This window comes from Rhizobium sp. NLR10b (assembly GCF_019685435.1).
Taxonomy (GTDB): domain Bacteria; phylum Pseudomonadota; class Alphaproteobacteria; order Rhizobiales; family Rhizobiaceae; genus Rhizobium.
The window spans coordinates 427,156-439,720 of record NZ_JABDWV010000002.1 but is presented as its reverse complement, the minus strand read 5'-3'; the positions used below and the strand labels follow the sequence as shown (position 1 = coordinate 439,720).

Sequence of the window (12,565 nt, the reverse complement as noted above, 5' to 3'; positions counted from 1 at the left end):
TCTCTCTCCTCACGCCTCTGCGGAAAGAACGGCGACGCCCTCGCCGCGCTGGTGTCCGACCGTCGTTACGACGGCCGCCTTGGTGCCCGCCTTCATCGGCGCTTCATGGGCAGCGTCGAAGGGTGGAACCTTTGCGTTGGCATCGATGGCCAGGGCTGCGAGCGCCAGCCCCAGCGGGAATTGCGCCTCGATCGTGTGACCGGAAACGCCGCCGAAGCCGCGGATCGCCGCACCCGGAAGCTGATGTTCCAGCACCGCCTTTTCGCGGGCGGCGATCTCGTGCATGCCGGTCGAACCGGAGAAGATCGCCATGCTCTCTGCCGGCAGCTCGGCGGCAGGCTTCAGCAGCCGTTCCATCCGCACTTCGAAATTGCCGGCAGCGCGATTGCCGCGATCGCCCTCAACGGCGCTGATCGTCGCATAAATATGCGCGCCGCGTTCTTGCGCATGCTTGCGCGATTCCAGCACCAGGAAGGCGCCGGCGGAACCGGTGATCATGCCGCCGCCCTCGAGGCCGGAGCGCGACCAGAGTGGCGCCCATTCGCCGCGCGTGTGCGCGCCGATCGCTTCGGTAAGCAGGATCATATCCGGGCGCTCGGCAGCAAAGGCGCCGCCAACCAGCGCATGGGTGGATTCGCCGGAGTGAATGCGCCAGAACGCCGTCTCGACGGCGGAAACGCCCGACGCTTCTTCGCCCATGAAGGTCCGCGAGGAGCCGGTGACCTTGTGAACGATGGAAATATTGCCGGCAAGCAGATTGGAAAGCTGCGCCAGGAATAGCGTCGGCCTGAGTTCCGTCGTCAGCTTCTCATTGAGCAGCAGTTCGCGGTCGTTGCGCTTCAAGCCCTCGTCGACGATCAGCGTGTCGACGTTGATGTCGCGCTCGCCGCCGCCGGCCGCCACGATCATGTCCATCGTGCCGCAGGCCTCAATATTGTCCTTGAAGCCGGCATCGTCGAGCGCAAGACCCGCGGCGAAGACGCCGATGCGCTGCCAGTTCTCCATCTGGCGCTGGTCGCCGCGCTTGGGGATCTGCTGCGACCAGTCGATCTCAGGCAGCGGATGCACCGGATAGGGTTTGAATTTCTCTGTCTCGACGATCGCCTTCGGCGCGCTCTCCGCCGAAAGCAGCGCGATATGCGCCTCCTTGCCGACGCCCTGACAGGTAACGATGCCGACGCCTGAAATGACGACGTCGTTTGCAGCCTTGCTCATCCAACCACTCCCTGCGCTGCGATCGCTTTGAGAAGCCCGACCTCGCCGGCGCGTTTTTTAACGATATCGCCGAGCGGAACTTCGCTGAAGGGCATGGTGCGCAGTTTCAGCTGCGCATCGCAGACCTTCTTGCCGCCGCTGGTGATCTTGGCCTTGGTGACCGCGAAACCCGACCCGTCATGCTCCAGCACCGCCTCGATATCGAGCACGGCTTCCGGCTCGACGAAGGTGCGCATCTTGGCACCGTCGACCGACATCAGGAAGGGCATGGCGGCAAAGTCGGTCACGGCAAGCACCAGCATGCCGGAAGCCTGCGCCATGGTCTCGATCAGGAGCACGCCGGGAACGAGCGGCATACCGGGAAAATGGCCCTCGAAGACGGGGCTCTTGGCCGGTACGACGGAACGCGCCGCAAGCGTCCCCTTCTTCAGGTCCACCGCTTCGACGCGGTCAATCATCTGGAAATATTCCAGCAGCATTCGGATCCTCCGGCCCGGCAGGCCAAATCCGCCCGCTGGTGACGCCTAATTAGGAACGAAACCGCCCGGCCGCCATACTCAGGGCGGCAGGGCGTACAAAAAAGACTGGTGTGTCGCTCAGGCCTTGGCCGCTTTGAGCTCGTCGATTTTGGCGCAGAGGTTCTTCAGCACGAAATATTCTTCCGTAGAAACCTTGCCTTCATTGACCTCCTGCGTCCACTTTTCGAGCGGAATCTTGATGCCGAATTCCTTGTCGATCGCAAAGACGATGTCGAGGAAATCGAGGCTGTCGATACCGAGGTCGTCGATCGTATGGCTCTCCGGCGTGATCGTGGCGCGATCGATCTCGCTGGTTTCTGCAATAATGTCGGCAACTTTATCGAATGTAGCGGTCACGCGCTGTACCTCATGAAATGACGATTTAAACCCCCTCATAGGCAAATCCTTTTCAAAAGCCAATGCTTTCGTCCGGGCGTTACGGCAAATTGACACTAAGGTGTTGCCTAAACAGCAATGGAACACCGGTGAGTGCAGGCGCCGAAAACAGGATGCGGCTGTCCAACATCCGCACCGGTCTTTGATCTGAATCAAATTATGCGCGCTGGCATTTGATAATCATCAAGCCGCGCTGGAAGGAATTGCGATTGCGTTCCACGTGTCCGGCTTTTTGAAGGATCCCGACGATGGACGTTGCCAGCAGCGAGATTTTCGAGACACGCACGCCCGTCGCATGTCGTTCCTGTCAGGCGCGGCACGGCGTCGTCTGCGGCGCCCTGTCGAACGCTCAGTTGAAGGAGCTCAACCGCCACTCCCTGCGCCGCAAGATCGAGGCCGGCTCGGAGATCATTGCGCAAGGATCGGAAAGTTCGTTTTATTCGAACATCATGCGCGGCGTGGTGAAGCTCTGCAAGATGATGCCGGACGGACGCCAGCAAATCGTCGGCCTGCAGTTCGCTCCCGATTTCGTCGGCAGACCCTTCATGCGCGAAAGCACACTGTCGGCGGAGGCGGCAACCGACGCCGAAATTTGTGTCTTCCCGCGCAACCTGCTCGACCGCATGATCGCGGAGACGCCGGAGCTGCAGCGCAGGCTGCACGATCAGGCGCTCAACGAGCTCGACGCCGCGCGCGAATGGATGCTGACGCTCGGCCGCCGCACGGCGGAAGAGAAGGTTGCAAGCCTGCTCAACCTCATCGCGACCCATGCCGAGCCGCAAACCGCGATCAGCACCGCCTTCGATCTGCCGTTATCGCGCGCCGAGATCGCCGATTTTCTCGGGCTGACGATCGAAACCGTCAGCCGGCAGATGACCAGGCTGCGCAAGCGGGGTGTTATCCTGATCGAGAACTCCAGACATATCGTCGTTCCCGATCTGGATGAACTGGAAAGAATCAGCGCGTAACAGGATCAGACGTCGCATTCGGAGTCAGGCGCTGATCCGGGATCAGCGCGTGATGACGACGCGGGTATTGGCAAGACCCGCCTGCCGCGTCAATGAGAAGAACTCGGCCGCATTGTCAGGATGCAGGCGAACGCAGCCATGCGAGGCCGGTGTGCCGAGACGCTTCAGATCGAAGGTGGCGTGAACGGCGTAACCGCCGTTGAAAAATACGGCGTAAGGCATCGGCGCATTGTCGTACTTGCGCGAGCGATGATCGCGCGACAGCCATTTGGCGCTCCAGGAGCCGGTGGGCGTGACATAACCATTGCGCGCGGTGGAAACCTTCCAGCGATATTTGACGAAGCCGTTCTCGGTGACGGTCATCGTCTGCTTGCCGATGCTGATATTGGCAACCAGCGCTGCTGCCTCAGCCGCAGCCGGAGAAAACTGCAGTAATAAGCTTGCCGCCGCGGCGGCAAAAATCGTCTTCATGATAATCCCTCTTCGCGCCCGCGCATTTGATTGCGCCCTCACGACAGAGAGACTACGACGATACTTGATTACATAGCTTTAACCCGAATGGTAATCACAATTCTAACAGGGCAATGACCGGTTTAAGCGCCGCAGGACGGCCGCTCCCCTCACTGAAGCTTGCGCCCCGCCGGCCTCTGCTTGAGTTGCTGATAGGCCTTGTTCATCCTTTCACGGATGGAGGCCATGGTGCCGAGATTATGGCCGCAGGCCGCGCAGCTTATGATGTCCGTCTCCCGGATCTCGGGACGCTCGAATTTCATTTTGGTGCTTTTGCACTTCGGGCACGGTAGTTCAACCTGAACTGTCATCGCTCTGCTTCCGGTCTGATGGATTTGAGGCGTTTCGCATAAACGTTTGCGGCGTGACTGTCCACCGGGGGGTGAGCTATGGCGCAAGCCCCTCACAGGAAGCACAAAAACAATCCGAACGTGATGCCGGCAAGCACCATGCAACTCGCCTGATAAACGGAGACACCGTCCTCGATGTCGCCGGATGTCGCGACATCGCGCCCGGGATTGTTGATCATCGGTTCGGTAACGAGCACGCCGCCGTAGATGCGCGGTCCGGCAAGCTGGACATTCAGCGCACCCGCCATTGCCGCTTCCGGACGGCCGGAATTCGGCGAACGGTGCAAGCCGCCGTCGCGCATCGCTACCCGGATCGCCTCGCGGCAGGCGCTGGTGCCGCGCCGGATCCAGGCGCCTGCAGCAATCAGCAGGATGGAGAGGCGCGCGGCCGGCCAGTTGGCGACATCGTCGAGCCGAGCGGCCGCCCAGCCGAAATCGATGTATTTTTCCGATCTATGGCCGATCATCGAATCGGCCGTGTTCAGCATCTTGTAGGCGAAAAGCCCTGGCAGGCCGAAAATGGCATACCAAATCGCCGGCGCGACGACGCCATCGGAGAAGTTCTCGGCAAGGCTTTCGATCGCCGCGCGGCAGACGGCCGGCTCATCCAGCGTCTCGGGATCGCGCCCGACAATGCGGGCAACGGCCGCCCGTCCACCGACAAGCCCCTCCTCACGCAGGGCGACGGCAACGGCGGCGACATGGTCGGCAAGGCTCTTCTGCGCCAGGAAGATCGCCACCAATCCGGTCTCCAACAGGATGCCGGCGAGGCCGAACAGCGCGAAAAACCGGTTGAACACGAAGCCTGCCGCCAGGGCCAGCAACAGCAGCGCTACGATGGCGGCGACGCCGTTCATCCGCCGTTGATGGCCCGTGAGGCTTGAAGGATTGAGCTGCTGGTCGGCATAGGAGATCACCGCTCCGAAAATCGCAACGGGATGCGGCACGCGCGACCAGAGCCATTGCGGATCGCCGACGATCCGGTCGAGCAGCAGCGCCAGAAGCAGCACGAGAAGGTTTAGGTCGATCGTCATCGCTCAAATCTCTGAAGGACTTCGCCAAGCCTCCGGTCCGCCGCCGGATCAGGCGTCAGCCCGAAACGCAGCCATCCGGGCGCATAGTCGAACTTGCGGACGAGAATATGATGCCGGCAGAGATGCGTGTAAATGTCGCTCGCTCTGGCATCGTCGACAAGGGAAAACAACGCCGTTCCCCCTGCGATCTGCAGCCCGAGCCCGGTCAGCACCGCATGAAGCCCGACGCCGCGTTCATCGATGAGCTGGCGGATGGGGGAAACGTCCGAACGCAGCAGCGAGCCTGCTATCGAAAGCGCCGGCCCGGACACGGCCCAGGGTCCGAGCCATCCCTCGAAACGCTGGAGAATATCATCACGCGCAATCGCAAAGCCGAGCCGAAGGCCGGCGAGCCCGAAAAACTTGCCGAAGGAGCGGAAGATCACCAGATTTGAGAGCCGCTGCGCGTGGCCGGCGAGACTGAGTGCCGGATCGGCGTCGCCGAAGGCTTCATCGACAACCAGAAGTCCATTGACCGCCTTCATCCTGTCATGCAGGCCAATCAGCGTTTCCACGGGCCATGTCAGCCCATCGGGATTGTTCGGATTGACAACGACCGCAAGCCGATGCTCAACTCCGATCGCAGCGACATGACCGACGGTATCGACGGCAAAACCGGCTGAATTAAAAGCGCGCGCATACTCGCCATAGGTCGGCGCCACGACGGCGACCCTGGCGCCCTCATCCTTTGTCAGCAACCGCGGCAGAAGTTGGATCACCGATTGCGTGCCGGGCACCGGCAGCGGCAGGATCTCGCCGCTCCCATAGTAATCGCGCGCCGCCCACCTTGCCTCTTCGGCCAGATGGCTGTCCGGCAGGCGGTGCCAAGCCCTTGCAGGGATTTCCGGCAGGGCAGCCGGGCACGGATTGATCCCGGTGGAAAGGTCGAGCCAGTCCTCCGGCCTGCCGCCAAAGGCGGCAGCAGCGGCAGTGACTCCGCCACCATGGACGATCGGCGCGCTCACGCGGCAATCCCGGCAAGATCGATCAGATGCATGTAGGAACCCGCCACCTGCCCGCGCCGGAGCCCCGCCGGGCCAAGATCGGTTCCGAGCGCATCTCGGACCTGAAACAGCCGTTCGCCCTCGCCTTCGGAGATGAGGGTGGAATAGTGGAATTCATGCGCCGTCATCGCTCGTTGAAAGATCGCGCCGTCGAGCGGCATGACGCGGCGATAACCGAGATGGCGTTTTCGCGCGGCATAGCTGGTGACAACGGGCAGCAGACCGAGCATCTCGTGACGGATGCCCTCTGCGTCGATCAGCCCGTCGCCGAGCACCATGTAGCCGCCGCACTCGCCATAGATCCGGATGCCGCGCGCCGCCGCATCGAGAAGGCCTGCGCGAAAATTCGACGCCTGGGAGAGCGTTCCGGCATGCAGTTCGGGATAACCGCCAGGCAGATAGATCGCATCAGCATCGGCAGCGGGCGCCTCGTCGGCGAGCGGCGAGAAGAAGGAAATCGCACCCCCCCGCCGCCGCCAGCCAAGCAGCATATGCTCATAGGAAAAGGCGAAAGCGATATCACGGGCCACCGCAATGCGACTGCCGAGTGGCGGCAGGCGATCGATATTGGCAGCCGACGGCCGGTTGAGGCCCTGCCTGGCGATGCGCAGCAGAAACTCGAAATTGCATTCCTCGGAGACGGCATCCGCCGCATGCTCGATGAAACCTTCGAGGCTTGCATGCTCACCGGCCTGAACAAGGCCGAGATGGCGATTCGGCAGGACAAGCGCCTTGTCGGCGCCGATCACGGCGATCACCGGCATCCGAATCGCCTCGAGCGCCTGACGCAGCATCGCCTCGTGGCGTTCGCTGCCGACCTTGTTGAGGATGACGCCGGCAACGCGAACATCCGCGCGGAAGCCGGCAAAACCCGCCACCAGCGGCGCGACCGATTGCGACATGCGCGAAGCGTCGATGACCAGCACCACGGAAAGGCCGAGCTGGGCGGCCAGATCCGCTGCCGTCCCCTTCCCGTCGGCCGCTCCGTCGAACAGCCCCATCATCGCCTCAACGACGAGAATGCGGTCGCCGGAGCGGTGCAGCGTCGCATTGGCCGAGATCAGCTCCGGCCGCATCGCCCAGGGGTCGAAGTTCAGGCAGGGCGTGCCGCTTGCCGCCGCATGGAAGGCGGGATCGATATAGTCGGGGCCGGCCTTGCCGGGCGCGATCGCGATGCCGCGCCGACGCAAGGCTCTGAGCAGGCCGAGCGTCACCGTCGTCTTGCCGACGCCGGAAGAAGGAGCTGCGATCAGGAGGCCGCTCATGCCAGCACCTGGCCGGACTGGCGGAACGGATCCGGCTGCAGCCGTCGTCCGGCGAGAGCGCCGAGCCAATCGAGCGAGGCTCGGAGCCGCACCACCTCGCCGATGACGACCACCGCCGGCGGCTCGAGCCGGGAGGCGGTAACAGCCTCGGTCGCTTGCCCGAGCGTCGTCTCCAGCACCTGCTGCGCGCCGGTCGCCGCATTGCAGACGAAAGCCACGGGCTCGGATGGCGAGCGGCCCGAAGCAATGAGTTTGGCGCTGATCTGGGCGATGTGCTTCATCGCCATGTACATGACGATCACCGGCGAACCCTTGCCGATCGCTTCCCAGTCGATCCTGTCCGGCACGATGCCGGAGGAATCATGGCCGGTCAGAAACGTCACCGCATGATTGATCTCGCGATGCGTCACCGGAATGCCGGCATAGGCAAGCCCGCCGATACCGGCAGTGATGCCCGGCACGATGCGGAACGGAATATTGTGCTCGACCAGCGTCAGCGCCTCCTCGCCGCCGCGCCCGAAGACGAAGGGATCGCCCCCCTTCAGCCGCAGCACCCGCTTGCCGGCGCGCGCCAGTTCCACCAGGCGCAACGAAATATCCCGCTGCTTGGCCGAGGGTTTGCCGCCGCGTTTGCCGGCATATTCGAGTTCGGCGCCGGGGTGCGCGAGCCTCAGGCAGTCCTCATTGACCAACGCGTCGTGGACGATCACATCAGCCTCGGCGAGCCCCCTGGCGGCCAAGAGCGTCAGCAGGCCCGGATCACCCGGACCGGCCCCGACGAGCCAGACGCTGCCCGGCTCCAACGCCGGCAAATGGGAGAATAAACTATTCCACATTTTGTTGATCTAGGCCCAGCGAGAGCCAAGGTCAACGCCGCCTGCGCCACCTCACTTGAAGTTGCTGAGATGACAATGACTCACTTTGCAAACGAGCGGATTCGATATCGCAGGAAAGCGATGCAGCAATATGAATACACTATGATATTACCCTCGCGACCGGCCGCGCATGGAGTCGGTCAACTCCGCTTTCTTCCTCGCCAAAAAAGAACTACGATAGTTTTTCAATTGCCGTTTGACGCTGCTTCAATGCAACCGTCTAACTATGAGCGCGAGTAAGGGGACAATGCTCAGAATATTCTCGTTACGGGGCAGGCTTGGTCGTCTTCGCTATTTCCTGTTCAACGTGGCAGTCATTGCTGTCGCCGCGGCCGTGGTATTCGCTCTCACTCACTTACTGACGCTGGTCGGAACTCGGGAAGCGATTTCAAGGGTTAAGGAGTTAATCGCCCTAACCTATGCGCTGGCGCTCATCACCTGCCTTTGCCTAATGGTGATGCGACTGCATGATTTCGATCAGAGCGGCTGGTGGACCGCTTCAGTCTTCATGCTTCACCTGCTCTACGGCTATTACGAAGCAGTTGGCTCCCTGACCGCAGTAATTCTCATGAGCATCTTTCTGCTGGCGGTCCATCCTGCAATCATCCTAACTCCTGGCTCGAAGGACCCCAACAGGTTTGGCGAAGTGCCCGGCTCCGCCGGCGCCCGCTTAGGTTTGCTCGGCGGATAATGGCCCGCCGCGAGAGGTTGCGGAGATCCGGGCGTATCGCTGTGGCCTGTGCCGAGGATGACGCCAGGCGACGCCTGCTGTGGTGAAATACATTCCAATCGGCGTTGAAGACACTCAGCCGCGAAGCAGCGTATCGCGGATCAGCGTCAGGACCTTTTCCGACTCGATCCCTGTGGTGACGATCTGGCTCGGCCGATCATCCCAATCGCCGGGCGGGAACCGGCGATTGTCCGGCTTGACGATCGTCTGGCCGTCGGCAATGCCGCCGCAGACGACGCGCACCGCACCTGAGATGGACGAGAACAGCTCCGGCGCCACGACGTAGACTGCGGCGCAGCTGTCATGCACCATCATGCCGTCCTCGACCGCATGCTTGTAGAAGTCGATGTAGGATTGCGAGAGTGCGTCGAGCAGTTTCACGGCACCATCTCCCTCGGCCGCCATCCTGCCGAGATAACTGCGGCTCATGGTGGTGATCGAGGTGACGTCAAGGCCGATGACTGCGACCTTCCAGGGCGCGGTCATGACGATGTCGGCGGCCTCGGGATCGCCATGAATATTGGCCTCGGCGACCGGCGAGACATTGCCGGGCACATAGAAATTGCCACCCATGATGACGACGTCCTTGACCAGGGTCGCAATCTCCGGGTCTTCCTTCAACGCCCGCGCCAGATTGGTCATTCGCCCGACCGCGACCAGGCGCACCTCGCCGGGATGGGCACGCACGGTGTCGATAATGAAGCGGTGCGCCGGGCGCGGATCGAGCGGCAGGTCGATCGACGCTGGCACCTCGATATCGCCGAGGCCGTTGTCGCCATGCACCATGGAAGGCCACTCCCGCTCCGCGCGCGAGGCATCGATGGTGACGCTGGCGCCTTTGGCGACGGGTGCAGGAATATTCCATTCACGCTTGAGGAAGAGCGCATTGCGCGTCGTCGTCTCGACCGAGGCATTGCCGAACACGGTGGTGATGCCGATCAGGTCGATTTCGGGATGCCGATGCAGGAAGAGAAGCGCCATGGCGTCGTCAACGCCCGGGTCAGTGTCATAAATGACCTTGTGCATGATTTTTCCTCTAGATGTGAATCGCGAGGCTGCCGGGTGGCGCCGCGAATTGCCGCCACCATAGCGACCATCAGGCTTTCTGCAACCCGCCACGGGCAACTGCCGCCGTTGCATGCGCCGATTTGATTTTGCCAAGCATCAGTTCGGCATTATCACCGGTCGCCGCAAGCGCTGCCGATTCCGCCACCCCATGGCAGCCGACCCGAGCAAAGACGACGGCCGACGGATTTTTGAGCCGCGGCGTTTCCCGCTCCAGCCGCGGCGCGTCGAAGAATACGGCCGGCACGCCAAAATGCCTGGCGACCGCGAGGATAGCCGCCTCCTTACGGCGGCTGTCGATAGAAGCAATAGCGGCGAGTTCCTCCGCACCGATACCGGCCGCCGCCAGGGCCGCAACGGCCAGCGCCTGCACCTCGGCGACCGGCGTCCCGCGCTCGCAGCCGAGCCCGAGCACATGGCGCCTTGTCGCATCGAAAGAAATGTCGCTCATGGAGGCAGCCGAATGTACCCCTGCTGTGTCCTTGCAGCCATTGCAGCTTGGAGGGGGAAATGCAACAAGACCCGTGAAAGATCCTTCTGGAATAGCATCTTGCCTGACATCGCCCTTGATCTGCTTCTGCTGCTCTGCGCGGCCGCCTTCTTCGCCGGTTTCGTCGATGCCATTGCCGGCGGCGGCGGTCTGATTACGGTTCCTGCCATGCTGATCGCCGGCATCCCGCCGCTGCAGACGCTCGGAACCAACAAGGTGCAATCGATCTTCGGCGCCGCTTCCGCGACGCTCGCCTACGCCCGCAAGGGCCATGTGGAGCTTTCCGAACAGCTGCCGATGGCGCTGATGTCCGTCATGGGCGGGGCACTCGGCGCCGCTCTTGCGACGATCGTACCAGGACAGGTGCTTCAAGCGATCATGCCTGTGCTGCTGCTGGCAATCGCGATCTTCTTTGCTGTCAAACCGAATCTCAACGACCTCGACAAACACCGTCTCATCACGCCCTTCGCCTTCGGCCTGACGCTGGTGCCGGCCATCGGCTTCTACGACGGCGTCTTCGGCCCCGGCACCGGCTCCTTCTTCATGCTCGCCTTCGTCACCCTCGCCGGCTTCGGCGTGCTTAAGGCCACCGCGCACACCAAACTTCTGAATTTCGGCTCGAACCTCGGTGCGCTGATCGTCTTCGCAAGCTTCGGCGCAATCCTCTGGAAGATCGGCCTGTTGATGGGCGTCTGCCAGTTCCTCGGCGCACAATTGGGCTCACGGCTCGCCATGCGCATCGGCGCAAAGCTCATCAAGCCGCTGCTCGTCATCGTCTGCGTCGCCCTTGCGGTGAAGCTGCTCGCCGATCCGGCAAATCCGCTGCGTGTCTGGCTTGGCATCTGAGCCAGCGCCCATTACCTCAGGCGTAATTGATAGGGTGCGCCACCTTCCCGCATGATCGTGCTGCCTGGAACTGACGGGCGATCAAAAGGAGATGACCTGATGAACGACGCAAAGACCAAAGCCGAGCGCTACCTCGCCGTCTGGAACGAGACGGATGGCGCTCGCCGCCGCGCTCTCATCGCCGAGAGCTGGGCGGAAGCGGCCACCTATGTCGATCCGCTGATGCGCGGCGAAGGTCACGAGCAGATCAATGCGCTGGTCGAGGCCGTGCAAAGCCGTTTCCCCGGCTTCCGCTTCGAACTGATCGGCGCGGCCGACGGCTATGGCGACAACCTGCGCTTTTCCTGGAGGCTCGGGCCCGAAAACGGCGAAGCGCTGATCAAGGGCACGGATTTCGCCGAACTCGACGGCGGCAAGCTGAAATCCGTGCGCGGCTTCATCGACCAACTGCCGGCAGCCACCTGATGACGCCGGCCGCCCGCTCCCTCGGAGATCACCTGCGCGAGTGGCGCCAGCGCCGCCGCATGAGCCAACTCGACCTGGCGCTGGAGGCGGAGATCTCGCAGCGGCATCTGAGCTTCATCGAGAGCGGGCGCGCGACACCGAGCCGCGAGATGCTGCTGCATCTTGCCGAACGCCTCGGCGTGCCCCTGCGCGACCGCAACCCGCTGCTGCTGGCGGCGGGTTTCGCCCCAATCTTTGCCGAACGCAAGCTTGATGATCCTGCCCTTGAGGCGGCGCGACGCGCCGTCGACATGGTGCTGAAAGGGCACGAGCCCTTCCCGGCACTGGCGGTCGACCGCCACTGGACCCTGGTCGCCGCCAACGCTGCGATCGCTCCCTTGCTGTCAGGCGTTGCCGATCAGTCGCTGCTCGCGCCGCCCGTCAACGTGCTGCGCCTCAGCCTGCATCCGCAGGGGTTGGCGCCGCATATCGTCAATCACGGTGAGTGGCGCGGCCACCTCCTCGACAGGCTGCGTCAGCAGATATCGGCCTCAGGTGATCCTGTTCTGGAAAAGCTGTTGAAGGAGCTCCGGTCCTATCCGGCGTCGGACCGGCCCGGCGAAAACCACGCCGACTATGCCGGTATCGCCGTTCCCCTCCGGCTTGCGAACAAAGCGGGCTTGCTGTCGCTGATCTCGACAACGACGGTCTTCGGCACGCCTGTCGATATCACCCTGTCGGAGCTCGCGGTCGAATCCTTCTTTCCGGCGGATGAGGAAACGGCTGCCATCCTGCGCAGCCTGGCACTCAACTGAG

16 protein-coding genes are annotated in these 12,565 nt (G+C 62.6%); 5 read left to right on the top strand and 11 right to left on the bottom strand.

From position 1 onward, the window contains the following. Window positions 1-9: 9 nt before the first annotated feature. From HJB91_RS04655 to HJB91_RS04645, 3 genes are all read right to left on the bottom strand, one after another. On the bottom strand, window positions 10-1,215 hold the full coding sequence (locus HJB91_RS04655; protein ID WP_221153531.1) for a beta-ketoacyl-ACP synthase: 1,206 nt from the start codon (window positions 1,213-1,215) through the stop codon (window positions 10-12). Continuing rightward, on the bottom strand, window positions 1,212-1,694 hold the full coding sequence (locus tag HJB91_RS04650) for a 3-hydroxyacyl-ACP dehydratase FabZ family protein (protein ID WP_210630984.1): 483 nt from the start codon (window positions 1,692-1,694) through the stop codon (window positions 1,212-1,214). The genes HJB91_RS04655 and HJB91_RS04650 overlap by 4 nt, the downstream gene beginning before the upstream one ends. A gap of 117 nt (window positions 1,695-1,811) precedes the next feature. Next, on the bottom strand, window positions 1,812-2,090 hold the full coding sequence (locus HJB91_RS04645; protein ID WP_003540486.1) for an acyl carrier protein: 279 nt from the start codon (window positions 2,088-2,090) through the stop codon (window positions 1,812-1,814). A gap of 287 nt (window positions 2,091-2,377) precedes the next feature. Between HJB91_RS04645 and HJB91_RS04640 the strand changes: the two genes are divergently transcribed. Beyond that, window positions 2,378-3,097: a Crp/Fnr family transcriptional regulator gene (locus HJB91_RS04640; protein ID WP_221153530.1), complete on the top strand. Its 720-nt coding sequence runs from the start codon at window positions 2,378-2,380 to the stop codon at window positions 3,095-3,097. A 42-nt stretch (window positions 3,098-3,139) separates the two neighbouring features. Here the strand turns inward: HJB91_RS04640 and HJB91_RS04635 are convergent, their stop codons facing one another. The 6 genes from HJB91_RS04635 to cobA all read right to left on the bottom strand — a co-directional run bounded on the left by HJB91_RS04635 (window position 3,140) and on the right by cobA (window position 8,135). Further along, entirely contained in the window at window positions 3,140-3,568 is a 429-nt protein-coding gene (locus HJB91_RS04635; RefSeq protein WP_221153529.1) for a L,D-transpeptidase, read from the bottom strand. 149 nt (window positions 3,569-3,717) lie between these two features. Beyond that, window positions 3,718-3,918: a hypothetical protein gene (locus HJB91_RS04630; protein WP_210630981.1), complete on the bottom strand. Its 201-nt coding sequence runs from the start codon at window positions 3,916-3,918 to the stop codon at window positions 3,718-3,720. A 92-nt stretch (window positions 3,919-4,010) separates the two neighbouring features. Beyond that, window positions 4,011-4,991, bottom strand: a complete 981-nt coding sequence (gene cbiB, locus HJB91_RS04625) for an adenosylcobinamide-phosphate synthase CbiB (protein WP_221153528.1) — start codon at window positions 4,989-4,991, stop codon at window positions 4,011-4,013. Next, window positions 4,988-5,995 (bottom strand): threonine-phosphate decarboxylase CobD, encoded by a 1,008-nt coding sequence (gene cobD / locus HJB91_RS04620; RefSeq protein WP_221153527.1) that lies wholly within the window; start codon window positions 5,993-5,995, stop codon window positions 4,988-4,990. Before cobD ends, cbiB begins: the two co-directional genes overlap by 4 nt. Continuing rightward, window positions 5,992-7,299 carry a cobyrinate a,c-diamide synthase gene (locus tag HJB91_RS04615; RefSeq protein ID WP_221153526.1) on the bottom strand — a complete coding sequence of 436 codons (1,308 nt, stop codon included), beginning with the start codon at window positions 7,297-7,299 and terminating at the stop codon, window positions 5,992-5,994. The genes cobD and HJB91_RS04615 overlap by 4 nt, the downstream gene beginning before the upstream one ends. Continuing rightward, window positions 7,296-8,135, bottom strand: a complete 840-nt coding sequence (gene cobA, locus HJB91_RS04610) for a uroporphyrinogen-III C-methyltransferase (RefSeq protein ID WP_221153525.1) — start codon at window positions 8,133-8,135, stop codon at window positions 7,296-7,298. The genes HJB91_RS04615 and cobA overlap by 4 nt, the downstream gene beginning before the upstream one ends. 286 nt (window positions 8,136-8,421) lie before the next feature. Here cobA and HJB91_RS04605 point away from each other — a divergent pair, with 286 nt between their 5' ends. Next, complete coding sequence (locus HJB91_RS04605) at window positions 8,422-8,865, top strand: DUF805 domain-containing protein (RefSeq protein ID WP_221153524.1); 444 nt, start codon at window positions 8,422-8,424, stop codon at window positions 8,863-8,865. Between the two features lie 114 nt (window positions 8,866-8,979). Here HJB91_RS04605 and HJB91_RS04600 read toward each other — a convergent pair whose 3' ends face one another. Continuing rightward, entirely contained in the window at window positions 8,980-9,930 is a 951-nt protein-coding gene (locus HJB91_RS04600; RefSeq protein WP_221153523.1) for a nucleoside hydrolase, read from the bottom strand. Between the two features lie 70 nt (window positions 9,931-10,000). Next, window positions 10,001-10,420, bottom strand: a complete 420-nt coding sequence (locus HJB91_RS04595; protein WP_210630974.1) for a cobalamin biosynthesis protein — start codon at window positions 10,418-10,420, stop codon at window positions 10,001-10,003. Window positions 10,421-10,519: 99 nt separating this feature from the next. Between HJB91_RS04595 and HJB91_RS04590 the strand changes: the two genes are divergently transcribed. The 3 genes from HJB91_RS04590 to HJB91_RS04580 all read left to right on the top strand — a co-directional run bounded on the left by HJB91_RS04590 (window position 10,520) and on the right by HJB91_RS04580 (window position 12,564). After that, window positions 10,520-11,305, top strand: a complete 786-nt coding sequence (locus tag HJB91_RS04590) for a TSUP family transporter (RefSeq protein WP_221153522.1) — start codon at window positions 10,520-10,522, stop codon at window positions 11,303-11,305. 99 nt (window positions 11,306-11,404) lie between these two features. After that, window positions 11,405-11,770 (top strand): nuclear transport factor 2 family protein, encoded by a 366-nt coding sequence (locus HJB91_RS04585; protein WP_247241727.1) that lies wholly within the window; start codon window positions 11,405-11,407, stop codon window positions 11,768-11,770. Then, entirely contained in the window at window positions 11,770-12,564 is a 795-nt protein-coding gene (locus HJB91_RS04580) for a helix-turn-helix domain-containing protein (protein WP_210630971.1), read from the top strand. The genes HJB91_RS04585 and HJB91_RS04580 overlap by 1 nt, the downstream gene beginning before the upstream one ends. The last annotated feature ends 1 nt before the right edge of the window (window position 12,565 follow it).